Genomic DNA, 26,611 nt, shown 5'->3' on the forward strand with positions numbered 1-26,611 from the left:
TAGGAATTTCAGATATGGAATTAAGCGAATTAACAGCAATTTCCCCAATTGACGGTCGATATGCTAATTCTACTAAGGTTCTAAGAGAAATTTTCAGTGAATTTAGTTTTTTAAAATATCGTCTTCATATAGAAATCGAATGGTTCAAAAAAATTATTAATATACATGATGTTTTAGATTTTGATAACATAGAAGATCAAGATATACTTTTTCTCGATAGAATTATTAAAAATTTTAATGAAAAAGATGCGATATCTATAAAAAAAATAGAAAAAAAAACTAATCATGATATAAAAGCATTGGAATATTTTTTAAAAGAAAAAATATCTAAGTCAAAAAAACTATTGCAATTTTTAGAATTAGTCCATTTTGCCTGTACTTCAGAAGACATCAATAACATAGCATATGCATTAATGATAAAAAAAGCACGCGATAAAATTATTTTGCCTTTATGGAAAAAAATAATTGATTTTTTAAAAAAAATGTCAATTAAATATAAAAATATTCCTATATTATCTTTAACTCACGGACAACCCGCTACGCCTTCTACTGTAGGAAAAGAAATAGCTAATTTTTATTATCGTATACAACGTCAATATAATATCTTAAAAAAAATAGAAATATTAGGAAAAATAAACGGTACTACTGGAAATTATAATGCACATTTGGCAGGGTATCCAAAAATCAATTGGCAAAAAGTTAGTAAGGAATTTATAACATCGCTTGAGATTAGTTGGAATCCTTGTACTACACAAATTGAACCACATGATTATATTGCTGAATTTTTTGGATGTATATCTTTGTTTAATACAATATTAATTGATTTTAATCGAGATATTTGGGGGTATATTTCTCTCAATTATTTTAAACAAAAAAGAATAGATCATGAAATAGGTTCATCTATCATGCCACATAAAATTAATCCTATTAATTTTGAAAATTCAGAAGGAAATTTAGGATTATCAAATGCTTTAATGAATCATATGATTAATAAGTTACCTATTTCTAGGTGGCAGCGTGATTTAAGTGATTCTACAGTTTTACGAAATATAGGAGTAACAATATCTTACTCTATTATTGCATATCATTCTCTTCTATCGGGACTTAGTAAATTAGAGATTAATGTTAAACAATTAATAGATAATTTAAATAAAAATTGGTCAGTTTTGTCTGAACCTGTGCAAACTGTTATGCGTCGTTATAAAATTAAAAATGCTTATGAAAAATTAAAAAAATTCACTAGGGGGGAAAAAATAGATAAATTAAATATGCATCAATTTATAGAAAATTTAAATATACCTAAAGAAGAAAAAGAACGTTTAAAAAAAATTTCTCCATCTAATTATGTGGGATTAGCAGAAAAAATTGTGGATGAAGTAATATAAAAAATATTATTTATATATTAATTTTTTACATTTAAGGAATTCTTTATAGTGAGATTAGCTATGTTATTTTTTTCTATTATGTTCATAACAGGATGTAATAATTATCTTTGTATAAAAAAAAATAAAATAAATAATTACTATTTTTTAAACAAAAAAAAAATAGAAAAAACAGTCGAACATTGGGATACTCTTGTTAAGAAAGCATCAAAAAAGTATCATGTTGAAGAAAAATTAATTAAATCAATTATTTATGTTGAGTCATCTGGTAATCCTTATGCTAAGAGTAAATCTAATGCAATTGGATTAATGCAAATTAAACCTTTAGCTGCAGGTTTAGAAGTATATCGTTTAAAAGGGAAAAAAAATCCACCTTCTATTGAAGAACTATATAATCCTGAAATAAATATTGATATTGGCACTTCCTACATAAATTTACTTCAGAAAAAAAATTTATTAGGTATCAATAATAAAGAGATTATGCGATATGCAACTATTGTAGCATATGTTAATGGAACGAGTGCATTACTTAAAATATTTTCTATTAATAAAAATCATGCAATAAAAATAATTAATTCTATGACAATAGCAACATTTTGTAAATATATAAAAAAACATCCGTCAATACAAGCACCAAAATATTTAGAAAAGGTAATGAGGATTTATAATTTAATTTAAATATTGCTGTATTTTTATATTTTTTAAAAGCAATTAAACTTTTTTAAAAATAAAAATTTTTTTGTTGTCTTCTTTTGGAATTTTAAAATGGGAATTTTGAAAGGTAAAAAAATTTTAATAACTGGTATATTAAATGAAAAATCAATTGCTTTTGGTATTGCAAAATCTATGTACAAACAAGAAGCTGAATTAGTTTTCGTTTGTCAAAATAAAAAAATAATTGATAAAGTTAAACATTTAATTGAACCTATCAATCAGAATACTGTTTTTTTTTGTGATGTATCTCATGATGATAATATTAAAAAATTATTTTTTAATTTGAAAAAAGTTTGGAAAAATTTTGATGGACTAGTTCATTCAATTGCTTATTGTCCTAAAAAACAGATGCATGAAGATTTTATTCAAAGTAGTAGTAGACAATCATTTAATATATGTCATGAAATTACATCGTATAGTTTTTTAGGTATAGTAAGAGAATGTAAAAATATGTTAAACGATTTTTCCTCTTTAGTAACATTGTCTTATTTAGGTGCACAAAGAATAGTTCCTCATTATAACATGATGGGTTTAGCCAAATCTTCTTTGGAAGCCAATGTTCGTTATATGGCTCATTCATTAGGTCAAAGAAATATTCGAGTTAATGCAATTTCATCTGGACCTATTAAAACTGTGTCTTCTTATCAAATTAAAAATTTTAATAAAATAAAAAAATTTTATAAGTCATCATCTTTAACAAAAAATCACATTACAAGCGAACAAATAGGTAATATTGCATCTTTTTTATGTTCTAATTTATCAATTGGTATTACCGGTTCAGTGATTAATGTCGATCATGGTTTTAATTTAAATGGAATAAATGCTATAATTTAAAATTATTTCTTATATATAAATTTTTTTTAAAATAAATTTAATAAATATAAATTACTTTTTCACAAGACTTGTGTAATAAAATTTTAGTAAAACTAGTTTATAATATTTTGTGAAAAAATTGTATATAATAAAATTATTTTTACTTATTTTCCTACTATAATAATTAGGTAGTATTATTATGTTTCAAAACAATCCATTGCTTGCACAGTTAAAAAGAAACCTACATGCTAAAATACCCCGGGTTGAAGGAATAGTAAAAAGTACTGAAAGAGGATTCGGATTTTTAGAAGTTGATGCTCAGAAAAGTTATTTTATACCTCCTAAAAACATGAAAAATGTCATGCATGGAGATAAAATTTCCGCTATATTAAAAATTGAAAAAGATCGTGAAATAGTAGAACCTGAAAAATTAATTGAATCTTTTTTAAATCGATTTGTTGGAAAAATTGAAAAAAAAGATAATAAACTGTTTATTTTACCTGATTATCCTTTTTTAAAAGATTTTATAATTTGTAGACTTCATAAAAATTGCATTGATGTTTTTGAGACAGGAGACTGGGCTGTAGCTAAATTAATTCAACACAAACTTAATGGACATCACATTTTTTGTGCCGAATTAGTCGAAGAAATAGTTAAGTCAAGTAGTCCATTTATACCGTGGTGGGTTACTCTATCACGTCATAATATTGAAAAAAAAGCTCCTAAAATAGAAAAAGATGATGTTCTTCTTAAAGAGAATTTTAATAGAAAAGATTTAACATATTTGGATTTTATTACAATAGATAATATCAACACAAAAGATATTGACGATGCTCTTTTTATCGAAGAAAATAATCATGGTAATCTTTGCTTAACTGTAGCTATTGCAGATCCAACTGCGTATATAGAAAAAGGCAGCAAATTAGATGTAATTGCTTTAAAAAGAGGATTTACAAATTATTTTCCCGGTTTTAATATCCCCATGTTACCTCGACGTTTATCTGAAGATATTTGTTCTTTAAATCCAAATGAACGAAGACCAGTTTTAGCCTGTTGTATTACTGTTTTAAATGATGGTAATATTTCTAATACAGTAAATTTTTTTTTAGCATGGATTAAATCAAAAGCAAAATTATCTTATGACAACGTATCAGATTGGATTGAAAAAATAGGCGATTGGACACCAACAAAAAAAACTATTGAAAATCAAATATTACTTTTACATCGCCTATGTTTATTGCGTATGAAATGGAGAAAGTTAAATGCTGTACTATTTCAAGACAGCACCGAATATAGATTTCAATTCTCTGAAGCTGGAATAGTAGAAGATATTGTTATAGAGAAAAGACGTATTGCGCATAAAATTATTGAAGAATCAATGATAATAGCTAACATATCTGCTGCTAAATTTTTATCCAAAAACCTAGGTTATGGGATATATAATATACATGCTGGTTTTGATGCTGTTAATGCTGAAAATGTTGTTACGTTTTTAAAAAATTATAACTTAAAATTTACGGCAAAAGAAATTACTACATTGAAAGGTTTTTGCAATCTTCGACGTGTTTTAAATGTTTTATCTAATAATTATATTAATAGTCGAATTCGACGTTATCAGTCTTTTGGAGATTTTAGTATTACGCCTAGCCCTCATTTTGCATTAGGTTTTTTAGAATATGCCACTTGGACTTCTCCAATTCGCAAATATAGTGATATGATTAATCATCGTTTATTGAAATCTATTATCAATAAAGATCAGAATATTGTAAAACCTACTGAAAATATAAAATTAAAAATTAGTGAAAAAAAACGTCGTAATAGAATTGCAGAAAGAGATATTTCAGATTGGTTATATGTTTTGTTTCTACAAAAAAAAGAATTTAAAAATAAAAAATTTAATGCTGAAATTATAGATATTTCTAGAAGTGGAATAAGAGCTAAATTAATAAAAAATGGAGCAAATGTATTCATCCCAGCTCTCTTTTTACATCCTTGTAGAGAAGATATGATTTTTAATCAAGAAGAGGGAATAGTTTTTATTAAAGGTGCTATATGTTATAAATTATCTGATTTAATAACAGTTATTATATCAGAAGTTCGATTACATACGCGCAGTATTATTGCACGAATTGATAGATAAATATAAATATTAAAAATATTTCAATTATCTTATCAAAAAATTTTTAGATAATATTTTTTCAATATTTTAGTATATTAAAAAATAACTATAATTTTATATAGTTATAAAAATTTTAATACAAATATAAGAGTATAATATGCATATTTCAATATTTGATTTTTCTATATATATAAAATTTTTTGTAAGTTTGTGTGCTTTAGTTAATCCAATTGGAATGATTCCAATATTTACAAGTATGACTAGTCATCAATCTGATATAGATAAGAAAAAAACTAATTTAGTTGCTAATTTTTCTGCATTTCTTATTTTATTTATATCTTTATTTTTAGGTAATAATATTTTAAATGCTTTTGGAATATCTATTAATTCATTTCGTATTGCAGGAGGTATATTAATTATTAGCATTGCATTTTCTATGATCAGCGGAAAATTTACAAGAAACAAAAAAAGAAATATAAGTGAAAAAGAAAACCAAGAAAACATTAGTGTTGTACCTTTAGCTATGCCTCTAATTGCAGGACCAGGAGCTATTAGCTCAACTATTGTTTGGAGTACTTATTATCCCACTTGGATTAATTTATTAGGCTGTAGCATCTCAATTTTTTTCTTTTCTATAGTTTGTTGGCTATGTTTTAGAGCTGCTCCATGTGTAGTTAATATTTTAGGAAAAACAGGCATTAATATTATTACACGTATTATGGGTTTATTGTTGATGTCTTTAGGAATAGAATTTCTTAGTATTGGTATAAAATCTATTTTTTTACACTTGTAAATTAATAGTTGTATTTAATGCTAATTATTTTTCTTGTTTACATGTGAAATTAAAAGATGGATAATTTATTCAATAATAAAATTATTTTTTTTCGAAATTTAGGTTTAAAAAATTGGATAGAAACTTTTAATAAAATGCATTTTTTTACTAAAATACGAGATAATAAAACATTTGATGAAATTTGGTTTTTAGAACACTATCCGATTTTTACTCAAGGTTTATTAAACAAAAAGTATACAAACAAATCGAATCAAAATTTATTATATAAAATACCAATAATAGATGCAGATAGAGGTGGTCAAATCACATATCATGGTCCCGGACAACAAATATTATATTTTTTAATTGATTTAACCCGTCGAAAAATTAATATTCGTACTTTTATAGATATAATGCATAATTCAGTAATATCTACTTTAAGGTTTTTTTCTATTGAATCATATATAAAAAAAAATTTTCCTGGAGTTTATGTAAATGAAAAAAAGATATGTTCTTTAGGATTAAGAATAAAAAAGGGATTTACATTACATGGTTTATCATTAAATGTTGATATGGATTTAACTCCCTTTAATTATATCAATCCTTGTGGAGACGCTAATATAAAAATGACACAAGTCAAAGAATTTAATTCTTTTTTGACATTACAAGACATTCGTTACACTTTGATTAAAACATTATCTCATTTGTTGAATGTTAGAATGATTGAAAAAAAGTCTATATCAAATATTTTTTAGATTAATAGTATGGTACTCATAAAAATTTTAAATTGAAATAGTGTATTTTATGAATAAAAAAAAAGATTCGTTCTTAAAAATTATGAAAAATAATGTAATTTTAAAAAAATTAAATGTTATTCCTATTAAAAAATTTTCTAAAAAAAAAATAATACTTAATAAACCTAATTGGATAAAAGTTAAATTACCTACTAATACATCGCGTATCCACGAAATAAAAAATGCTTTACGAAAAAATAATTTGTACTCTGTTTGTGAAGAAGCATGTTGTCCTAATTTACAAGAATGCTTTAATAATGGTACTGCAACATTTATGATTCTTGGATCAAAATGTACTCGTAACTGCCCATTTTGTGCTGTTAAGCATGGAAAACCAAATCCTATAGATATAGAAGAACCAAAAAAATTAGCACAAACTGTATTGGATATGAACATTGACTATGTTGTTATTACATCAGTTGTACGAGATGATTTATATGATGGAGGTGCACATCATTTTGTGAAATGTATTCAATCAATTAGAAATAAAAAAAACAAAATAAAAATTGAAATATTAGTTCCTGATTTTAGAGGTAGGGTAGAATTAGTTTTAAAGATTTTTAGTTCTGGATTGCCTGATGTCTTTAATCATAATTTAGAAAATGTTCCTCGTCTTTATAAAGAAATACGGCCTGGAGCTAATTATAAAAAATCTTTATTTTTATTAGAAGCATTTAAAAGAAAATATAATGACATTCCTACAAAATCAGGTTTAATGTTAGGATTAGGTGAAAAATATTTAGAAATAGTTCAAGTTATGAAGGATCTTTATTCTAGTGGTGTTACATTATTAACAATAGGACAATATCTTCAACCTAGTCTTAATCATTTGCCAGTAAAGCGTTATATACCACTTTCAGAGTTTGAAAATATAAAAAAAGAAGCATTATCTATTGGTTTTACTAATGCATTTTGTGGCCCTTTTGTACGCTCATCATATCATGCTAGTTTTCAAACAAATTTATCTATTAAAAAATAATAAATATATTAAAACTTAAGTATTTTAAAAACTAATATTTTTATTATCAGGTAATTAGCATGTTTATATTTTAAAAAAATACACATTTTTTCAAGATATTTTTTAATAGAGGTTAAATAGTGTTAAATCCTAATATTTTCAGTATTCCCAAAATTATCATTGCTTTAGATTTTTGTAATAAAAAATCTGCTATGAAATTAGTAGATCTTCTTGATCCATCAATTTTTTATTTAAAAGTTGGTAAAGAAATGTTTACAATTCTAGGTTATAAATTTATCAAGGAATTACATAAATTGGGATTTAATATATTTCTTGACTTAAAATTTCATGATATTCCCAATACTGTATTTAATGCTACAAAAGCAGCTGCTGATTTAGGAATATGGATGCTAAGTATTCATGCATGTGGAGGGAAAAATATGCTTATTTCAGCAAAAAAAGCCGTAAAATATTTTAAAAATGCTCCTTTATTAATTGCTATTACTACCTTGACTAGCCTTAAAGAAAAAGATTTAAGAGAAATTGGTATTAAACTATCATTAAGCGATTATATTTTAGTATTATCACAATTATCTAAGGAATGTGGACTAGATGGAATTGTATGTCCTGGACAAGAAGCAAAAAGAATGAAATTATTATATGGAAAAAAATTTAAAATTGTTACTCCAGGCATTAGATGTTCTACTGATTCTTTATTTGATCAAAAAAACATTATCAGTCCTAAAAAAGCAAAAGAATACCAAATAGATTATATTGTTATAGGTCGTTCCATTACTACTTCAACAAATCCAATTAAAAAATTAAATTCTATCATAAAATCTATGCAATAATAATTTTAAACGAATGTATAATATAAAATATTCATATATCTTTTTATTATTGGCGAATATTTTTTTTAGGTAATTAAAATAATACAATTGGAGAATTTATGCAATTAATTCAAATAGAAAAAGCTATTTTACCAACTCCCTGGGGGGACTTTTTAATATTTGGTTTTGAAGAAAAAAAGAATGGGAAAAATCACATTGCTCTTGTATATGGAAATATAAAGAACAACGATCCTATTCTTTCTAGAATACATTCTGAATGTTTAACAGGAGATGCTTTTTTTAGCTTAAGATGTGATTGTGGAGTTCAATTAGAAATAGCAATGAGAAAAATTGCTTCTGAAGGTAATGGCATATTAATATATCATCGTCAAGAGGGGAGGAATATTGGCCTTCTTAACAAGATTAAAGCATACTCTTTACAAGATCAAGGTTTAGATACTGTAGAGGCTAATCAAAAACTTGGTTTTTCTGCAGATGAACGAGATTTTTCATTATGTGCAGATATTTTTAATATTTTGAATGTAAAAAAAATTCGATTATTAACAAATAATCCATTTAAAGTTGAGATGCTAATGGCATCTGGGATAGAAGTTGTAGAAAGAATACCTATTATTGTAGAAAAAAATGATAAAAATGCATTTTATTTGAAAACTAAAGCTGAAAAAATGGGACATTTATTATTTAAGTAAGAAGTTTTCTAAAAATATATATGTATTTTAATCTTTAAAAATCAAAAATGTTTTATGCAAATATAATTTTTACATGTATATTTTTATAAAATTTTAATTTTATTAAAAATATTAGGGGTTTTTTAAATTAAACCCCATAAAAAAATTTTTTATACTCTATCCTCATCATTTGATAATATTTTTAGATAATGCATAATTATAGTAATGGACTTAGAAAATAAAAAATTTTTTCCACAACTCTTGTCCAAGATGCTCTCATAGACCAAATATTTTTATCTAATAATTGAGAATCAGAAATATATTCTTTTTGTATAGAAGATAGATTATGACCAAATTGAGTATCATCAATCACTAAAGTAATTTCGAAATTTAACCATAAACTTCTCATATCTAAATTTACAGTACCTATTAAACTTAGTTGTCTATCAATTAATATACTTTTACTATGTAACAGTCCTTTTTTAAATTGATAAATTTTAACTCCTGCTTCTAACAATTCACTAAAAAAAACTCTACTTGCCCATTTTACTAAAATAGAATCATGATATAAGGGTATGATAATGCTTACTTTTACACCTCTTTGTGCAGCGGTACAAATAGCATGTAACAAATCATCGCTAGGTACTAAATACGGCGTAGTAATAATTAATTCATATCTAGCTGAGTAAATAGCAGTTAGTAATGCTTGATGTATAACGTTTTTAGGAAAACCTGGTCCTGATGCAATTACTTGAATACTAGAATTTTGGTTACATTTTTTTTTTAGCATTTCTTTATTTGGTAATTTCGGTAAAATTTTTAAACCTGTTTCAATTTCCCAATCGCATGAGTAAATAATACCTATCATAGTAGCTATAGGACCCTCTATTCTTGTCATTAAATCAATCCATTGACCCACTCCTGAAGATTTTTTAAACAAATATGGATCTACAAGATTCATGCTACCAGAATAAGAAATAAAATTATCAATCAATATAATTTTTCTATGTTGTCTCACATCTAAACGTCTTAAAAAAATTCTGATAAAACTCACCTTTAATGCTTCGACAATTTTTATACCCGATCTTTTCATAATTGAAAACCATGGACTTCTAAAAAAATCTACACTTCCCGCAGAATCTAACATTAGTCTACAATTAACTCCACGTTTAGCAGAATGCATTAAAGCAATAGCGACATCATCAGCAATACCACCTGGTTTCCAAATATAAAAAACCATTTCAATGTTTTTACGTGCTGAATAAATATCGCGTATTAAAATTTCCATGGTTTTTTTTGTATTAGTTAAAAGACTAATTTCATTATTTTTAATTCCAGAAATTCCCTGTCGATGTTTACATAATTGAAATAAAGACCTAGCTACCTCACTATTTTTTATTTGAAAGATATATTTACAAGATTTAAGATCATTAATATAAGTATTAGATATTGACCAAATTTTGTTTGCAATTTTTTTTTGTCTTTTCCCTAAGTATAATTCTCCAAAAAAAAACCAGATAGTAATGCCTATAAATGGAAAAATATAAATTGTTAACAGCCAAGACATAGAGGAAGGTATACTACGACGTTTAATTAAAATACGATAGGTAATATTAGCAACTAATAACCAGTATATAAAAAAAACTAGCCATTTTATTAAATCATAGAAAATATCCATTCATTTGAAGGTCCTATTCATACTTTTTTTATAAAAGTTTTTTTATATTTAATTGAATATTTTTATAATTTTTTAAAAAAAATAATTTGTATAAAATGTCAAACAATGAAGTATTTAATTAAAAACTAATGTTTTGTAAAAAATTAAAAAAATAAAATTAATTAATTTAAAAAAAATATATAGTATAATTATTTTTTCAACACTTTAAATAAAGAAAAAATAATTTATTGAATACATTTTTACGTTATTTTGTTTTTAAAGTGCTGATATTTTTTATTTAAAATTTTTATTAAACTATATTTAAATTTTATTTTTTTAGTACAATCAAAAAATACTTGTAGTTTTTTATTTTAAATAAGACTCATAGGTAATAATTCACGAGGTTTTCCTTTTTTATCAATTGCTACATAAATAAAAACAGCCTCTGTAGCACAATAATATTGACCTAACGGTTTAGAATAAATTTTTTTAATCCAGACCTCAACATTAATAGTAATAGAACTTTTTCCAATTTTAATACAGTTTGCATAGCAACTTACAATATCACCGACTGATACAGGTTTGAGAAAGGTAATTCCATCTACGCGTACTGTTACTACCCCCCCACCTGATATTTCTTTAGCTAATATAGCTCCGCCCATGTCCATTTGAGACATGATCCACCCACCAAATATATCACCGTTAGCATTTGTATCTGAAGGCATTGAAAGAGTTTTTAATACTATCTTTCCTTTTGGGAATTTATTTGTTTTTTGCATTATTAACATTTTCACTCTATTATACTGCAATCATTTTTAATTTATTTTTTCTTTAATACTTTAAAATTTATATATAAACTTGTAATTAAAATCGAGAAGAACATTAAAATTGAAAGACCAAAAACTTTAAAACTAACCCAAGTTGTTTCTGATAACCATAATGCTATATAAATATTTAAGAGAGAACAAAATAAAAAGAACAATGCCCAAAAAATATTAATTTTTTTCCAATCTAGTTTAGATAGTTTGATATCTTTTTCTAAAAATCTTTGTAATATCGGTTTTTTTGTACAAAATTGACTAATAAACAAAATTAAGGAAAAAAACATATAAACTATTGTTATTTTCCATTTAATAAATTGGCTATTATGAAAAAATATTGTGAGAGAACCAAAAATTGTAATTGTAATAAAACTAAATAAATTAATTTTATCTATCTCTTTATATATCATCCAATAAATTATACATGTTAAACCTGATGTAACAATTAAAGCTGCTGATGCTACAAAAATATCATAAAATTTATAAAATATGAAGAACGTTAATATTGATAATAAATTTAGTAATTTTTTCATATTACAAACCTAAAAACATTTAATTTTTTTCAGAACGTATACTAAGCATATAAAAACGAAATAAATATATAATTAAAATTGAAAAAAATATGTTCATATTAATATTAAGTATTAAAAAAATAAAATTTTTTCCTATTAAATAATTATTAGACAATATTGTTGTAAAAATAAATTTAATACATATCCAAAATAAAATACTTGTCCCAATAATATTTAGATTTTTATAGGAAACAGAAAAACTTAAACGTATAGAATCTATTAAATTATTGTTTTTAAAAGATAAAATAATAGGTGATAATGATAATAAAATTGATAAAAATATACCTGGTAAGATAAAGAACATAAAACCTATTTGAATAGCTATTATTGTAATAAAATTTAATATAAATAAACTAGGTAAAAATTTAATTAAATAGTATATAGAAGATACAAACGATTCTTTTTTCCCATTAGATAAATATTTAATAAATGTAATTATACTTCCTAATAAAAAAGTTTTATTAATTAAAAATTCAAGCATTTTAAATATAGAATATTTTAATAATTCTTTCTTTTCGTATAAATTCATATTATGAATTAAATCAAAAATTGAATGAGAATTTTCAAAATTTTTATTTTCTATTATCGAAATAATATGTAGATCGGGTTTAATTAATATATTTATTAAAATACTAATAAATGTAGCTAATATAGAAATAAACACTATAGTTTTTATTTCTTTGGACACAAAATGATATGTATCATTACATAATTCACGTATTGTAATAGACATATGTATATTCCTTATAAATATTGTATAAAATTTAAAGATTATACATATTATTTTAAATAAATATTTTTTAAAAAAATATTCATAGAGATAAATTAAATTTAAATATTTTATAAGAAAAAACTAACCAAATTTAGTGGCTTGTTTTAATTGTATAGTTAAATTTTTTATTTTATTTATTAGTTTTTCTTGGTTAGTTAAATTTTTTTCAATTATATCTATAATAGATGAACCACATATAACGCCATTAGTACCAGATAAAAGTGACCTTTTAATTTGTATAGGAGTGTGAATCCCAAATCCTTGTAATAATGGAACAGAATTATATTTCTTAATTTTCTTTATAAATTTTTTTGACAATGATATTGTACTTTTGTCTATACCGGTTACTCCTGATCGAGATAACAAATAAATATATCCCTTTGCATACAAGGATATTTGAGATAAAAAAGTATCATCTGCATCTGGTGGACATAAAAAAATAGAATCAATCTGATATTGGTTCGCTATTTCATAAAAATAATTATATTCCTCTATAGGTACATCTGCTATTAATACAGAATCGATATCACATTTATGACAATTATAATAAAATTTTTTAATTCCCTGATTATATATAAGATTAGCATATATCAATATACCAATAGGTAAATTATAATATTTTTCACGTATTTTTTTAATGAATTGAAAACATTTTAAGAATGTATTTTTCCTGGATAAAGAACGTAAACTTGCTTTTTGAATTGTAGGACCATCTGCCAATGGATCTGAAAAAGGTATTCCTAGCTCTAAAGCATCTGCTCCATTTTGAACTAATGTTTCTACAATTTTTAATGATATTTCTAAAGTAGGATCACCTATAATAACAAATGGGACAAAACATCCTTCTTTGGATAAAGATAATTTTTGAAATATATTTTTGTAACGATTCATTTTTTTATACCTGTTTTTTTAAAAGCTCATGTACTGTAAATATATCTTTATCACCACGTCCAGACAAATTAACAACAAATACTTGTTCCTTATTGGGGGAAAGACGCATTAATTTTAATGCATATGCTAATGCATGAGCAGATTCTAAAGCAGGGATAATACCTTCTTCTCTGGATAAAATTTTAAATGCTTCTAGTGCTTCTTTATCAGTAATAGAAACATATTGAGCACGATTAATACTATTTAACCAAGCATGTTCTGGACCAACAGATGGAAAATCTAAACCAGCCGAAATAGACCAAGATTTTTTTATCTGACCTTCTTGATCTTGCATTAAATAAGATTTCATACCAAAATAAATACCTGTTCTGCCATGACTCAATGGTGCTCCATGTTCTCCCGTTTGTATACCCTTTCCTGCTGGTTCTACACCAATTAATTTTACTTTCTCATCTTTTAAAAAATCAGAAAAAATACCAATTGCATTTGATCCACCTCCTACACATGCAATGATTGCATCTGGTAATTTTTTTTCTTGCTCGAAAATTTGTTTTTTTGTTTCTTCCCCAATTACTTTTTGAAATTCTTTTACTATTGTTGGATAAGGATGTGGACCTGCTGCTGTTCCTATCATGTAATGCGATTTTTTATAATTACTAGACCAATCGCGTAAAGCTTCATTACATGCATCTTTTAATGTTCCTGAACCATTTTTTACTGATACTACCCTTGCGCCCATTAGTTTCATGCGAAAAACATTAGGATTCTGTCTTTCTATATCTTTACAACCCATATAAATCTTGCATTTTAAATTAAATAATGCACAAGCAATAGCAGCAGCAACACCATGTTGTCCAGCTCCAGTTTCAGCAATAATTTCTTTTTTTTTCATTCTCATTGCTAACATGGCTTGTCCTAATACTTGATTAGTTTTATGTGCTCCACCATGTAATAAATCTTCTCTTTTTAGATAAATACGTGTTTTTGTCCCTTTTGTTAAATTACTACATAAGGTTAATGGAGTAGGTCTCCCGGCATAATTTTTCAAAAAATAAGAAAATTTTTTTTTAAAACTTAAATCAGATTGAGCATCAACAAAATGTTTTTCTAATTGATATAGTGCTGGCATTAATATTTGAGGAACGTACATACCTCCAAAACGCCCAAAATAGGGATTGAGTAAAGTCATGTTAAATGTATTCTCTATTATATTTTTTTGAAGAAAAAGATTTATTAAAATATTATTTTTTTAAAAATAGATTTTATTTTTTTATGATCTTTAATTCCAGGGGATTTTTCTACTCCAGAATTTAAATCCAATCCCGAACAGTTGAGTCTAGATGCAATAAGACAGTTATTAATATTAATTCCACCTGCTAAAAGAACATGATCTAAGACACGTCCTTTTAAAAGATTCCAATTAAAACTCGTATTACTACCCCCCGAACTTGAATCAAGAATATATTTGTTTACATTATGCCAATTTAGTAATGGTATTTTTGATTGAATAGAAAAAGCTTTCCAAATTTTTATTTTTTTAGATAATTTTTCTCTTAATATATTAATATAATTTTGATTTTCAGAACCATGTAATTGAATTGCATGTAAAGATATTTTTTTTGTTATTTCAATGATTGTTTCGATATCTTGATTTTGAAAGATTCCTACAAATCTTAATTTGTTTTGAAAAATAATATTTTGTGCTATTTTTGGTGTAATTTTCCGCGATGATTTTTTGACAAAAATTAAGCCTCCATAAACTGCACCACTTTTTTCTGCAATTTTTGCATCAATGATACGTGTTAAACCGCATACTTTGTTGTCACCTATTATTAAAGATTTGACATTTGTTTCTAAATCTTTCTTAGACATTAAACTTGAACCAATTAAAAAACCATTAACTATTGTACTTAATTCTTTTATTTGACGATTATTTTTTATCCCTGATTCACTAATAATTATTCGGTCTTTAATCAAAGATGATAGATTTCGTGTCCGATTTAAATCTATTGATAAATCATGTAAATTGCGATTATTAATCCCAATAACAGAAGATTTTAATTCAATTGCTCTTTTTACCTCTTCAATATTATTAACTTCAGTTAATATACCCATTCTTAATTTTTTTGCTATCTTAGATAACGCAATATATTGCACGTTATTAAGAACAGATAACATCAATAAAATAGCATCTGCATTATAGTATCGAGCTAAATAAATTTGGTATGGATCAATAAAAAAATCTTTACATAAAATTGGTTGAGATACGCATTTTCGTACGATATCTATATATTCCATTTTTCCATGAAAATATTTTTCTTCCGTTAAAACTGAAATAGATGTAGCATATTTTTTGTAAATGTTAGCAATATGAATTAAATTAAAATCTTTTCTTATAATTCCTAAAGAAGGAGAAGATTTTTTGCATTCTAAAATAAAAAATGGCGATTTTTTTTGTAAAGATTTATAAAAATCGCGTGTTTCTTTATTAATCTTTTGCTTAAATATATTTAATGGTTGTTTTTTTTTTCTGTATTTTATCCAATCTATTTTATCTTTTATAATTTTATTTAATATTGTTTCTTGCATATTCATCTTCTTTTGACATATTTGAAACTTTAATTATATGTTTGTAAACGTCTCCACTACGAATTTTTTTTAGTGCCATTTCTGTATTTTCTTTTAAATTTTCATACCCAAAATTTTTTAATAATAATGCAACATTAACTGCAATGAGTTCTTCATGTAATTTTTCTCCCTTTCCTTTCATTGTTTTCTTAATAATATTATAATTCTCTTCTAATGAATACTTTATTATTGTATTTTGTGAATAGGTTTTTAGTCCAAAATCTTCGGGTGTTAATTCATATGAATAAATTTTTTTATTTAATAATTCAGCAATATATGTTGTACCATGTAATGTTACCTCATCTGTTTCATTGCCGTGTAAAACTATAGCACGTTGGTACTTTAATTTTTTTATAATTTGTATTATAGGAACAATTAATTTTTTTTTATATACACCAATTAAAGTGAGTGGAGGTCTCGCGGGGTTAAGTAATGGTCCTAGCAAATTAAAAATAGTTTTAATTTTTAAAATTTTTCGAACATTTTCAGCATATTTGAAACCATTATGATATCTAGGTGCAAATAAAAAACAAATATTTAGTTTATCTAAAATTTTTTTGGAATTTTTTAATGATCCATTTAAATTAATTTTAAATTGATTTAATAAATCAGATGAACCAGATTTACTAGAAACTCCTTTATTACAATGTTTAACAATTTTAAATCCGCATGAAGAAGCAACAAATGCACTGGCGGTAGAAACATTAATAGTATTTTTTCTATCTCCCCCTGTTCCAACAATATCAGAAAAAAGATAATTAGGCTTAGGAAAATACTTCATTTTTTCTAGAAATGCGTATGTTGCACCTAATATTTCTTCAGTTGATTCACCACGTATTTGCATAGCTGTTAAAATAGATGATAATTGTATTTCATTAAATTCTCCAGAGGAGATTGATCTAAATAATTGATAACTTTCTAATTCATTTAAGAAATTCGATTCATAAATTTTCTTTAAAATATTTTTCATTGATTACCTTCAAAAACATCAAAATGAAATATTAATGTTCTTTATTGTTTTTATAATTTTTCACAATAATCTATTGATGAAAAGAATTCAATATTAAATTTTAAAAAAACAATCTTTAATGTTAATAAATATTGAGTTATAAGTTTATAAAAATAATATATAACTATTACTACAGTTTTATACAGTATAAATTTTTTTATTTGGAATTTTAAACATGCATAAGTTAATAGTAATATTATTGTTTTCTATAGTATCTGTTACTTGGGGGACAACTTGGATAGCAATGAAAATTGCAGTAGAGACTATTCCACCATTTTTTGCTACAGGGATAAGATTTTTATCTGCTTCTCCATTATTAATTATATTGTCTTTTTTAACAAAAACACCACTTTTATTTCCATATGGACAAAGGCGTTTTCAAATTTTTATTTCTATTTTTTATTTTTTAATACCTTTTACATTAATGTTATATGGTGGTAGTTATGTTAATTCTTCTATTTCTTCTATGATTTTTGCAAATATGCCTGTTGTAGTTCTTTTAATCTCACATTTTTATTTTAAAAAAAAAATAAATTTTGTTCAAAAAATTGGTATATTAATAGCGTTAGTTACATTAATTTTTGCACTTTTTATAGATTTAGAATCAAAATCTTTTTTTCAATGGAAAGGTGTTTTAGCTTTACTTATAGCTTTATTTAGTCATGCTATAATTTATGTTGAATGTCAAAAAAAATGCTGTAATGTTTCTGTAATTACATTTAATGCGCTACCATCTTTAATATCTGGAATATTTTTAACTATGATATTTTGGTTCATTGAAACTCCTCATATTCACTTTTTTTCTTATAGATCTATTTTAGCAATTTTTTATTTGGGTAATTTTTCTGGAATTTTTGGTATTTTGTCTTATTTTTATTTGCAAAAAATGGTGAATTCATTTTATGCTTCTATTGTGTTTTTAATTTTTCCAGTAATTACAGGTTTATTGGAAATGTATATTTACAGACAAACAAATTTTTTATGTGAATTATCTTTTATTTTGCCATTATCATTAGGAATATTGTTAACTTTAGTTCCTATAAATTTTTTTAAAAATTTTTTAAGGCACTTAAAATGACCGAAAAAATACAAAAATTCTTATCTAATTTAGGATATGGTTCCCGTCGTTTTATAGAACATATGATTAAAGATGGTAATATAGTAGTTAACGGAAAAAAAGCCAAAATTGGAGAATATTTAAATAAAAAAAATCCTGGTGAAATTTTAATTAATAAAAAAAAAATTTTAATTAATAAAAAAAAAATAGAATCTAAAGTTTTAATTTATAATAAACCTACAGGCGAAATTTGTAGTAAAAGAGACAATCAAAAAAGAGCAACTGTATTTGAAAAACTACCTCTTCTTCATTTTAATAGATGGGTTAGTATTGGGAGATTAGATATTAATACTAAAGGATTGCTATTATTTACAAATAATGGAATGTTAGCACATCAACTCATGCATCCGAGAAATCAAATTGAGCGAGAATATTATATTCGAATTTTTGGAGAGATTAATGAAAATAAAATAAATATATTAAAAACAGGCGTTAAAACTATACATGGTCATGTTCATTTTAAAGAAATAAAACCGTTAAATAACAAAAAAAAAGCAAAAAATAAATGGTTTAGAGGTATTTTATGCGAAGGTAAAAATCGCGAAATTAGATTAATGTTAAAAGCTGTAAAATGTCAAGTAAGTCAATTAATTAGAGTTCGATATGGCAATATTACCTTGCCTAACAGTTTAAAAGAAGGTGAATGGGTTATGTTAAATCAAACATTGTTGAAAAATTTATATCAATTAATCATTCCTAAAAAAAATAAGATTTTATTAAAAACACAAAAATAAAATTCTGTTATAAAAATGAATGTAAGTTTAAATTATATATAATTATTCCGTATTTTTATGAGAAGTAAAATCAATACTACTAATATATTTTTTTAATTTAACAGAATTTTAAAAAATTAAATTATATTTAAAATATTAAAATACAATACTCTTTTAAGAAATAATAGATATTTTATATCTGTATTAATTATATTAATTAATTTATTTGTTTAAATATATTCCAAGATCTTATTTCTTAAAAATAAAAATATTTTTATAATATATCTATAATTTTTTAAAGTAAGACAATTTATTAAATGTATTAAAAATATAATTTGTCAGAGAAAATTATATATAAAAAAACAATAAAAATTTGAATTTAGAATTAAATAAAAAAGTTTTAGTAGAAAAACTGAAGTCAATCTATATAAACATTAGACGAAATAACACAAGATGATAAAAAAAATTATTTTTCACTATCACTATATAACAAGATAAACTCTCTCAAAGAAAAAATAATAGCATTACGTATTGCTTCTAGTTTATAGTATATTTTAATATTAGTTTTAAATATACGTAAAAAAAACGATATTTTAAGATAAAAAATTATATAAATAGGGATGTATAACTTATATAAGAACTGATTTCTTTTAAAGAAAAAGAATCAATTAAAAAACTTAGCATGTATATAAAAAAATAGTATATAAGTAATTGTTCTCATGAAAAAAGGGGCATATTTTAAAATAAAAAAATGTTTTTTTAGAATTGTACGAAGCTATTGAATTATCAGATATAAAAATTATCAATATTAATCATTCTTATCAATACACTAAAAAAGATATGAAGTAATTTAAAATTATTTGCATTAAATATTTAATAATTTTTACCATGATTTAGGAAATTATCTTTAGTTTTAGAGTTAAAAAAAGAGCAGTTTGAAAACTTTTTATTTATGTTAATATAAAAAATAAGAAAATAAGAGTATTTATAAGTTAAAAAAAATAATTTTTATACTATATAAAAATACAAATTCTTATAGCTTTGTTGAAAATTTTTATATGTACTAATCATGTATGTAAAAAATATTATAAATATTTTATCTAATGATGAAATATAAAAACTAAAATCAACACCTATTCTATTTTCTTTTTTAATATTATTTATAATTTAATACATAGTTTTTTAAGAAAAAGAATAGAAGGGATATTTTATTTTTTAGATATATTAATTATTTAAAAGTATATTTCTTTTTGCAGAAATCTTTTTTAATTTTAAATATTTATTTAAAAAATATAGTATTGAATGTACAATTTTTAAAAATATAACAGGAGATATAAAATATATAATTTTTTAAAAAAATTAAATAAAAAAATAATAGTTTATTTGAGAGAGTAATATTCACCTATTTTTTCACTAATCAATCTAATTAATTTCGGACTACTCGTTAAACTTGCAATTTTATTATTATTTTTTTCATCATTTTTGTTTTTTTGAGCAAAATTACTTGTTAAACAACCTGATTCTCTAGTTTGTAGTTTTCCTGCAATAAGATCAATCGGTTTTAAATTAAAATCAAGTAATCCATCTATTCTACCAGAAGCTACGTAGGCTAAATCTAATACTGTTGAACCTGTAGATCTAAATGAAATTCCGGATAAAAGCAATTTTTTATATATATTTAAATAAGAAAAATATTCTTGGTGAGTCTTAGAGGGTAAATGAATAGCTATTGTAGTATAATTTAAACTATTAATATCGCTGCATCGAATACGATAACCATTTAATTGTGAACCTTGCCCTTTAACAGATGTAAACAAATCATTTCTAATAGGATCGTATATTACTGAAATTTCTGTATTATTTTTGATTACAACTGCAATAGAGACACAAAAATGAGGAAAATTTTTAAAAAAATTGTTTTTTCCGTTAAGTTCATTAATTACCCATAAGGTATGTTTTTTATTTTTTTCAAAACTATTTTTTTTATTTAAAATAATATGATTGGGGTAAGATTTATAAATGACTAAACTAATAGTTTTATATGTTTTTTGAAGTATATTTTTAATGAATATTTTCTTTTTATCTATATCTTCTTTAATAAATTTTTGAGTATCATAATTTTGTGTAATAATATTACCACCCTTTCGTACCGCACGAATAGCAATATTTAACATTGGATGCATGATATTCTCCTAAAATTTTTAAGAATAGATTTCTATTAAAAAGATGTTAAATATTATTTTAACATAATTTGTACTTGTTTAAAATTTTTAATTGAATTAATTTTATATATATATTCTGTATATAAATACCCTATAATACAGAGTATTATTACGTTACTTAATTAAGGTTTTTTGATGGATAGAAGTATTAATTTTTTAAATATTAACAATTATAAAATTAATCTATTAGATCTAAATCGAAAAGAAATAGAAACCTTTCTTTTCTCTCTTGGAGCAAAAAAATTTGTTACAGAACAGATAATGAAATGGATTTATCATCATAATTGCATCGATTTCAATTTAATGTCAAATCTTAAAAAGGATATAAGAAAGAAGCTGATTAAAAAATCCTATATTTTTTCATCACATTTTATAGAAGAAAAAATATCTTTTGATGGCACTATAAAATGGATTACGTTAATTGATAAACAAAAAATAGAAACTGTTTATATCCCTGAAAAAAAACGTTCTACTCTGTGTGTTTCTTCTCAAATTGGCTGTGCTTTAAAATGTGAATTTTGTGCTACTGGCAAACAAGGTTTTAATAGAAACTTAAGAGTATCAGAAATTGTTTCACAAATTTTGCAAGCAAATAGAGTATTAAAAGAAAAAGGAAATAAAAAACTTATTACGAATATAGTTTTTATGGGGATGGGCGAACCTTTGTTAAATTTAAATAACGTTATTTCTGCAATAAAAATTATCTTAGATAAAGATGGTTTTGGTCTATCGAAACGTCGTATTACTCTTTCTACTTCAGGAATTGTACCAGCATTAGATAAACTAAACAAAAAAATTGATGTTGCTTTAGCAATATCGCTACATGCACCAAATGATGTTATTAGAAATTCTATTATGCCTATTAATAAAAAATATAACATAAAATCTTTTTTAAATGCAGTTTCACGGTATTTAAAATATTCAAATGCTAACAAAGGTGGTGTTACTGTAGAATATGTAATGTTAAATGGCATTAATGATTCAAATAAGAACGCAGAAGAATTAGCTAATATTTTAAAAAAAATACCTAGTAAAATTAATTTGATTCCTTGGAATTTTTTTAAAGATTCACATTTTTTATGCAGTAGTATCAGCAGAATTAACACTTTTGCAAATATTTTAAGAAAGAAAGGATTTAATACTATGATTAGAAAAAATAGAGGTCAAGATATTTCTGCGGCATGTGGTCAACTAACTGGTGAAGTAATTAACCGTTTTAGAACTTTCTTATAGATCTATAAAAGTATTATATTTCTTAAAAAATAAGCATAAAAAAATCATTTATTGAAATGTATTTTTAAATTTTTCTAAGATATAAAAATATTTTCTTAATTTATAAAATGTACATAAAAAATATGAAAGAATATAAAAGTATTAAAAGAAGAAAATCTAATCGTATCTATGTTGGGGATGTCCCCATTGGGGGCGAATCACCTATTTCTATTCAGTCTATGACTAATACACAAACTACAAATATACCAAAAACAATACAACAAATTATGCAGTTAAAAAAGGTAGGAGCAGATATTATTAGAATTTCTATTCCTACCTTGGAAGCAGCTGAATCATTTAAAATTATTAAATCTAATGTTAAAATACCATTAATTGCAGATATACATTTTGATTATAGATTAGCAATTAAATCAATAAAATATGGTGCGGATTGTTTAAGAATCAACCCTGGAAATATTGGTAATAAAAAGAGAATATCTGAAATAATTAATTGTGCAAAAGATAATAATGTACCCATTCGAATTGGTGTTAACGCAGGTTCATTAGAAAGTGATATTTTAAAAAAATATACATCACCTACTCCTGAAGCTTTAGTAGAATCAGCAATTAGACATGTTGAATACTTAGATACTTTAAACTTTTATCAATTTAAAGTTAGTGTCAAAACATCAGATGTATTTTCAGCAGTACAAGCTAATAAAATATTAGCTAAAAAAATTATACAACCAATACATATTGGAATAACTGAGTCAGGTGCTTTACGTAATGGAATAGTTAAATCTTCTATCGGTATTACTTCCTTATTATTATCTGGTATCGGAGATACATTAAGAATTTCACTTGCTGCTGATCCATTAGAAGAAGTGAAAGTAGGATATGATATTTTAAAAACTCTAGGAATTAGATTTAGAGGTGTAAACTTTATTGCTTGTCCTACTTGCTCAAGACAAGAATTTGATGTTATTAGTGTAGTAAATCAATTAGAAAAAAATTTGGAAGATCTTTCCACTCCTATGGATGTTTCTATAATTGGCTGTCTTGTTAATGGAATAGGTGAAGCTAAAGTATCAACTTTAGGAGTTGTTGGAGGATCTAAAAAAAGTGCATATTATAAAGATGGTATACGCCAAAAAAACAAATTAAAAAACGAAAAAATAGTTAAAGATCTTGAAATTCAAATTCGAAAAAAAGCAAAAATTTTAGAAAAATTGCAGAAAAATAAAATTTAATCGCGTTATTGATACTATTAAAAAATATAATAAGAGAAAATAGTGGATAAAAAAATTAGTTCAGTAAGAGGAATGCATGACTATCTTCCTGAAGAATTAAAACTTTGGACAAAAGTGGAAAATATTTTAAAAGAAATATTAAACAGTTATTGTTATGAAGAAATTAGGTTACCTATATTAGAAAAAACTAACATTTTCAAAAGGGCTATTGGAAATGTTACCGATGTAGTACAAAAAGAAATGTATTCCTTTAATGATCGAAAGGGCAATAGTCTAACTTTACGTCCTGAGGGTACCGTAGGTTGTGTACGTGCTATTATAGAAAATAATTTATTTCGTAAAAAAAAACAAAAATTTTGGTATTTAGGTCCTATGTTTCGTTACGAAAGACCGCAAAAAGGGAGACATCGTCAATTTTATCAATTAGGAGTTGAAGTATTTGGTTTAAAAAGCGAAAATATTGATTTGGAAATAATATTATTAATAAATCGTATATGGAAAAATTTGGGTATTCACCTTCATGTAAAATTAGAAATTAATTCAATTGGTTCAAGATCCGATCGTCTTGAATATCAAAAAAGTTTACTTTTTTTTCTCGAAAAAAATAAAAAATTTTTAGATGAGGATTCTAAAAAACGTTTATATACTAATCCATTTCGAATTTTAGATTCAAAAAATCCGAATTTACAAAAAATATTAAAAAATGCTCCATTATTAAATAATTATATCAATTGTTCTGCAATAAATCATTTTAATAATCTTTGCAATATGATGAATTTATATGGAATTAAATATGTACATAATACTAATTTAGTACGAGGATTAGATTATTATAATAATACTGTATTTGAATGGAAAACAAATCAAATAGGAACACAAAATACTATTTGCGCTGGTGGGAGATATGATAGTTTAGTTGAAGAATTAGGTGGTAATAAAACCTCTGCAATCGGATTTGCTATAGGTATCGAACGTTTAATTTTATTAATAAAATCATTAAAAATTATGTCTTCTAAGGAAAGAGAAATTGATGTTTATATTATATTTATAGGAGAATCAAGCAAAATTCAAGCAATAAAATTGTCAGAAGATATAAGAAGCATATATCCCAAATTAAGAGTATTTGTAAATTTTATATCTTGTAATCTTTCAAAGAAATTTAAACACGCTGTAGAATCTCTAGCTAAAATTGCTATATTAATAGGTACAGATGAAATTAAAAAAAGTTGTTTTTTGTTAAAAGATTTAAAAAATAAACAAGAGTATTTTTTAAAAAAAAATGAATTAATATTAAAAATTAAACAATTTTTTTAATAAATAGTTTTAATAATAAATTTATTTCACACAATTTTATCAAATTTGATTACATCTTCTTTTAAATTATAGGAAAATATGTTTAATAAAAAAATAGAATTTGCACAATATGATCCAGAATTATCAGAAGCAATTAATCAAGAAAAAAAAAGACAAGAAAATCATATAGAATTAATTGCATCAGAAAATTATACTAGCAAATACGTTATGTATGCCCAAGGCTCTCAATTAACAAATAAATATGCAGAAGGTTATCCCGGAAAGCGTTATTATGGTGGTTGTGAATACGTAGATTTAGTAGAACAATTAGCTATAAATCGAGCAAAAGAACTTTTTAATGCTGATTATGCTAATGTCCAACCGCATTCAGGATCTCAAGCAAATTTTGCTGTTTATACAGCATTACTAAACCCTGGTGATACAATATTAGGAATGAAATTATCTCATGGAGGACATTTAACACATGGTTCTTCTGTAAATTTTTCAGGAAAAATATACAATGTAATTGCTTATGGCGTAGATAAAAATGGCGAAATTGATTATCAAGAAATATCAAACTTAGCAAAAAAGTATCAACCTAAGATGATTATTGGTGGTTTTTCAGCATATTCTGGTATTTGCAACTGGTCAAAAATGAGAGATATTGCTGATGAAATTAATGCTTATTTCGTAGTTGATATGGCACATATTGCTGGTTTAATAGCTACTAACCTTTATCCTAGTCCAATAAATTATGCACATGTTGTAACAAGTACAACACATAAAACTTTAGCAGGCCCACGTGGTGGATTAATTCTTGCAAAGAATGGAACTGATACCTTGTATAAAAAAATCAATTTATCTGTTTTTCCAGGTACACAAGGTGGGCCGCTTATGCATATTATTGCAGCCAAAGCTATTGCTTTTAAAGAAGCTTTAGAGCCAAGTTTTAAAATATATCAAAAACAAGTAATTAAAAATGCTCAAACTATGGTGAGATATTTTTTAAAAAAAGACTATCAGATTGTATCTGGAAATACTTTCAATCATTTATTTTTAATAAATTTAGCAAATAAGGGAATAACAGGGCAAGAAGCAGATATAGCATTAGGAAAATGTAATATCACTGTTAATAAAAACACTATACCAAATGATCTAAGAAGCCCATTTATTACTTCTGGGATTCGTATTGGAACACCTGCTGTTACAAAAAGGGGGTTTAAAGAAAATGAAGTATTACAAGTAACTGAATGGATAATTACTATTTTAAATAATATAAAAAATAAAAATAACCTTCTTCAAATAAAAAAAGAAGTGCTGGATCTTTGCTTTAAATATCCTGTTTATATTTAAAATAAGGTATTTTAATTATATCCATCTTTG

The 26,611-nt window shown here is 24.3% G+C and carries 24 protein-coding genes; 15 read left to right on the forward strand and 9 right to left on the reverse strand.

The genetic code is table 11. From position 1 onward, the window contains the following. The first annotated feature begins 14 nt into the window (after positions 1-14). From purB to ribA, 9 genes are all read left to right on the forward strand, one after another. Positions 15-1,385, forward strand: coding sequence for an adenylosuccinate lyase (purB, locus tag AB4W74_RS01350; protein WP_367682212.1), 1,371 nt, complete (start codon positions 15-17; stop codon positions 1,383-1,385). 60 nt (positions 1,386-1,445) lie between these two features. Next, positions 1,446-2,060 (forward strand): transglycosylase SLT domain-containing protein, encoded by a 615-nt coding sequence (locus tag AB4W74_RS01355; protein WP_367682213.1) that lies wholly within the window; start codon positions 1,446-1,448, stop codon positions 2,058-2,060. Positions 2,061-2,147: 87 nt separating this feature from the next. Further along, positions 2,148-2,930 carry an enoyl-ACP reductase gene (locus tag AB4W74_RS01360; RefSeq protein WP_367682214.1) on the forward strand — a complete coding sequence of 261 codons (783 nt, stop codon included), beginning with the start codon at positions 2,148-2,150 and terminating at the stop codon, positions 2,928-2,930. Positions 2,931-3,108: 178 nt separating this feature from the next. Beyond that, positions 3,109-5,049: an exoribonuclease II gene (rnb, locus tag AB4W74_RS01365; RefSeq protein WP_367682215.1), complete on the forward strand. Its 1,941-nt coding sequence runs from the start codon at positions 3,109-3,111 to the stop codon at positions 5,047-5,049. A 136-nt stretch (positions 5,050-5,185) separates the two neighbouring features. Then, positions 5,186-5,821 (forward strand): YchE family NAAT transporter, encoded by a 636-nt coding sequence (locus tag AB4W74_RS01370; RefSeq protein WP_367682216.1) that lies wholly within the window; start codon positions 5,186-5,188, stop codon positions 5,819-5,821. A 56-nt stretch (positions 5,822-5,877) separates the two neighbouring features. Beyond that, the gene (lipB, locus tag AB4W74_RS01375; protein WP_367682217.1) at positions 5,878-6,555 is read left to right on the forward strand and encodes a lipoyl(octanoyl) transferase LipB; all 678 of its coding nucleotides are present in this window, start codon (positions 5,878-5,880) and stop codon (positions 6,553-6,555) included. 49 nt (positions 6,556-6,604) lie between these two features. Beyond that, a complete protein-coding gene (lipA, locus tag AB4W74_RS01380) occupies positions 6,605-7,573 on the forward strand; it encodes a lipoyl synthase (protein WP_367682218.1) in 969 nt (322 codons plus the stop codon). A 119-nt stretch (positions 7,574-7,692) separates the two neighbouring features. Further along, positions 7,693-8,403: an orotidine-5'-phosphate decarboxylase gene (gene pyrF, locus AB4W74_RS01385; RefSeq protein WP_367682219.1), complete on the forward strand. Its 711-nt coding sequence runs from the start codon at positions 7,693-7,695 to the stop codon at positions 8,401-8,403. A 98-nt stretch (positions 8,404-8,501) separates the two neighbouring features. Beyond that, positions 8,502-9,092 carry a GTP cyclohydrolase II gene (ribA, locus tag AB4W74_RS01390; RefSeq protein WP_367682220.1) on the forward strand — a complete coding sequence of 197 codons (591 nt, stop codon included), beginning with the start codon at positions 8,502-8,504 and terminating at the stop codon, positions 9,090-9,092. A gap of 196 nt (positions 9,093-9,288) precedes the next feature. On the opposite strand, the gene cls is transcribed toward ribA, so the two are convergent. The 8 genes from cls to trpD form a co-directional block, all read right to left on the reverse strand. Further along, positions 9,289-10,749, reverse strand: a complete 1,461-nt coding sequence (gene cls, locus AB4W74_RS01395; RefSeq protein ID WP_367682221.1) for a cardiolipin synthase — start codon at positions 10,747-10,749, stop codon at positions 9,289-9,291. A gap of 350 nt (positions 10,750-11,099) precedes the next feature. Next, positions 11,100-11,507, reverse strand: a complete 408-nt coding sequence (gene yciA, locus AB4W74_RS01400) for an acyl-CoA thioester hydrolase YciA (RefSeq protein WP_367682222.1) — start codon at positions 11,505-11,507, stop codon at positions 11,100-11,102. A 41-nt stretch (positions 11,508-11,548) separates the two neighbouring features. Continuing rightward, a complete protein-coding gene (locus AB4W74_RS01405; RefSeq protein WP_367682223.1) occupies positions 11,549-12,082 on the reverse strand; it encodes a septation protein A in 534 nt (177 codons plus the stop codon). Between the two features lie 19 nt (positions 12,083-12,101). Further along, positions 12,102-12,854, reverse strand: coding sequence for a YciC family protein (locus tag AB4W74_RS01410; RefSeq protein ID WP_367682224.1), 753 nt, complete (start codon positions 12,852-12,854; stop codon positions 12,102-12,104). A 120-nt stretch (positions 12,855-12,974) separates the two neighbouring features. Continuing rightward, the gene (gene trpA, locus AB4W74_RS01415) at positions 12,975-13,784 is read right to left on the reverse strand and encodes a tryptophan synthase subunit alpha (RefSeq protein ID WP_367682225.1); all 810 of its coding nucleotides are present in this window, start codon (positions 13,782-13,784) and stop codon (positions 12,975-12,977) included. 4 nt (positions 13,785-13,788) lie between these two features. Continuing rightward, positions 13,789-14,973 carry a tryptophan synthase subunit beta gene (gene trpB, locus AB4W74_RS01420; protein ID WP_367682226.1) on the reverse strand — a complete coding sequence of 395 codons (1,185 nt, stop codon included), beginning with the start codon at positions 14,971-14,973 and terminating at the stop codon, positions 13,789-13,791. Between the two features lie 44 nt (positions 14,974-15,017). After that, positions 15,018-16,373, reverse strand: a complete 1,356-nt coding sequence (trpCF, locus tag AB4W74_RS01425; protein WP_367682227.1) for a bifunctional indole-3-glycerol-phosphate synthase TrpC/phosphoribosylanthranilate isomerase TrpF — start codon at positions 16,371-16,373, stop codon at positions 15,018-15,020. Further along, on the reverse strand, positions 16,351-17,382 hold the full coding sequence (gene trpD / locus AB4W74_RS01430) for an anthranilate phosphoribosyltransferase (RefSeq protein WP_367682228.1): 1,032 nt from the start codon (positions 17,380-17,382) through the stop codon (positions 16,351-16,353). The genes trpCF and trpD overlap by 23 nt, the downstream gene beginning before the upstream one ends. Before the next feature lie 214 nt (positions 17,383-17,596). Between trpD and AB4W74_RS01435 the strand changes: the two genes are divergently transcribed. Next, complete coding sequence (locus AB4W74_RS01435; protein ID WP_367682229.1) at positions 17,597-18,499, forward strand: DMT family transporter; 903 nt, start codon at positions 17,597-17,599, stop codon at positions 18,497-18,499. Then, on the forward strand, positions 18,496-19,272 hold the full coding sequence (locus tag AB4W74_RS01440; RefSeq protein ID WP_367682230.1) for a pseudouridine synthase: 777 nt from the start codon (positions 18,496-18,498) through the stop codon (positions 19,270-19,272). Before AB4W74_RS01435 ends, AB4W74_RS01440 begins: the two co-directional genes overlap by 4 nt. 1,358 nt (positions 19,273-20,630) lie before the next feature. Here AB4W74_RS01440 and AB4W74_RS01445 read toward each other — a convergent pair. Continuing rightward, the gene (locus AB4W74_RS01445) at positions 20,631-21,434 is read right to left on the reverse strand and encodes an inositol monophosphatase family protein (protein WP_367682231.1); all 804 of its coding nucleotides are present in this window, start codon (positions 21,432-21,434) and stop codon (positions 20,631-20,633) included. A 174-nt stretch (positions 21,435-21,608) separates the two neighbouring features. Here AB4W74_RS01445 and rlmN point away from each other — a divergent pair, with 174 nt between their 5' ends. From rlmN to glyA, 4 genes are all read left to right on the forward strand, one after another. Next, on the forward strand, positions 21,609-22,706 hold the full coding sequence (gene rlmN, locus AB4W74_RS01450; protein ID WP_367682232.1) for a 23S rRNA (adenine(2503)-C(2))-methyltransferase RlmN: 1,098 nt from the start codon (positions 21,609-21,611) through the stop codon (positions 22,704-22,706). 122 nt (positions 22,707-22,828) lie between these two features. Further along, a complete protein-coding gene (ispG, locus tag AB4W74_RS01455) occupies positions 22,829-23,935 on the forward strand; it encodes a flavodoxin-dependent (E)-4-hydroxy-3-methylbut-2-enyl-diphosphate synthase (RefSeq protein WP_367682233.1) in 1,107 nt (368 codons plus the stop codon). 42 nt (positions 23,936-23,977) lie between these two features. Next, complete coding sequence (gene hisS / locus AB4W74_RS01460) at positions 23,978-25,249, forward strand: histidine--tRNA ligase (protein ID WP_367682234.1); 1,272 nt, start codon at positions 23,978-23,980, stop codon at positions 25,247-25,249. 78 nt (positions 25,250-25,327) lie between these two features. Further along, complete coding sequence (gene glyA, locus AB4W74_RS01465; RefSeq protein WP_367682235.1) at positions 25,328-26,581, forward strand: serine hydroxymethyltransferase; 1,254 nt, start codon at positions 25,328-25,330, stop codon at positions 26,579-26,581. The last annotated feature ends 30 nt before the right edge of the window (positions 26,582-26,611 follow it).

This window comes from Buchnera aphidicola (Hyalopterus amygdali), from assembly GCF_964059015.1.
GTDB lineage: Bacteria > Pseudomonadota > Gammaproteobacteria > Enterobacterales > Enterobacteriaceae > Buchnera > Buchnera aphidicola_BN.

Bases quoted from the DNA above. Each gene is read 5' to 3' on its own strand.
- AB4W74_RS01405 (WP_367682223.1), bottom strand. From the start codon at position 12,082: ATGAAAAAATTACTAAATTTATTATCAATATTAACGTTCTTCATATTT.
- ispG (WP_367682233.1), top strand. From the start codon at position 22,829: ATGAAAGAATATAAAAGTATTAAAAGAAGAAAATCTAATCGTATCTAT.
- AB4W74_RS01445 (WP_367682231.1), bottom strand. From the start codon at position 21,434: ATGCATCCAATGTTAAATATTGCTATTCGTGCGGTACGAAAGGGTGGT.
- trpA (WP_367682225.1), bottom strand. From the start codon at position 13,784: ATGAATCGTTACAAAAATATATTTCAAAAATTATCTTTATCCAAAGAA.
- AB4W74_RS01355 (WP_367682213.1), top strand. From the start codon at position 1,446: ATGTTATTTTTTTCTATTATGTTCATAACAGGATGTAATAATTATCTT.
- purB (WP_367682212.1), top strand. From the start codon at position 15: ATGGAATTAAGCGAATTAACAGCAATTTCCCCAATTGACGGTCGATAT.
- AB4W74_RS01440 (WP_367682230.1), top strand. From the start codon at position 18,496: ATGACCGAAAAAATACAAAAATTCTTATCTAATTTAGGATATGGTTCC.
- trpB (WP_367682226.1), bottom strand. From the start codon at position 14,973: ATGACTTTACTCAATCCCTATTTTGGGCGTTTTGGAGGTATGTACGTT.
- AB4W74_RS01360 (WP_367682214.1), top strand. From the start codon at position 2,148: ATGGGAATTTTGAAAGGTAAAAAAATTTTAATAACTGGTATATTAAAT.
- cls (WP_367682221.1), bottom strand. From the start codon at position 10,749: ATGGATATTTTCTATGATTTAATAAAATGGCTAGTTTTTTTTATATAC.
- AB4W74_RS01370 (WP_367682216.1), top strand. From the start codon at position 5,186: ATGCATATTTCAATATTTGATTTTTCTATATATATAAAATTTTTTGTA.
- yciA (WP_367682222.1), bottom strand. From the start codon at position 11,507: ATGCAAAAAACAAATAAATTCCCAAAAGGAAAGATAGTATTAAAAACT.
- lipA (WP_367682218.1), top strand. From the start codon at position 6,605: ATGAATAAAAAAAAAGATTCGTTCTTAAAAATTATGAAAAATAATGTA.
- AB4W74_RS01435 (WP_367682229.1), top strand. From the start codon at position 17,597: ATGCATAAGTTAATAGTAATATTATTGTTTTCTATAGTATCTGTTACT.
- rnb (WP_367682215.1), top strand. From the start codon at position 3,109: ATGTTTCAAAACAATCCATTGCTTGCACAGTTAAAAAGAAACCTACAT.
- rlmN (WP_367682232.1), top strand. From the start codon at position 21,609: ATGGATAGAAGTATTAATTTTTTAAATATTAACAATTATAAAATTAAT.
- glyA (WP_367682235.1), top strand. From the start codon at position 25,328: ATGTTTAATAAAAAAATAGAATTTGCACAATATGATCCAGAATTATCA.
- lipB (WP_367682217.1), top strand. From the start codon at position 5,878: ATGGATAATTTATTCAATAATAAAATTATTTTTTTTCGAAATTTAGGT.
- AB4W74_RS01410 (WP_367682224.1), bottom strand. From the start codon at position 12,854: ATGTCTATTACAATACGTGAATTATGTAATGATACATATCATTTTGTG.
- ribA (WP_367682220.1), top strand. From the start codon at position 8,502: ATGCAATTAATTCAAATAGAAAAAGCTATTTTACCAACTCCCTGGGGG.
- trpD (WP_367682228.1), bottom strand. From the start codon at position 17,382: ATGAAAAATATTTTAAAGAAAATTTATGAATCGAATTTCTTAAATGAA.
- trpCF (WP_367682227.1), bottom strand. From the start codon at position 16,373: ATGCAAGAAACAATATTAAATAAAATTATAAAAGATAAAATAGATTGG.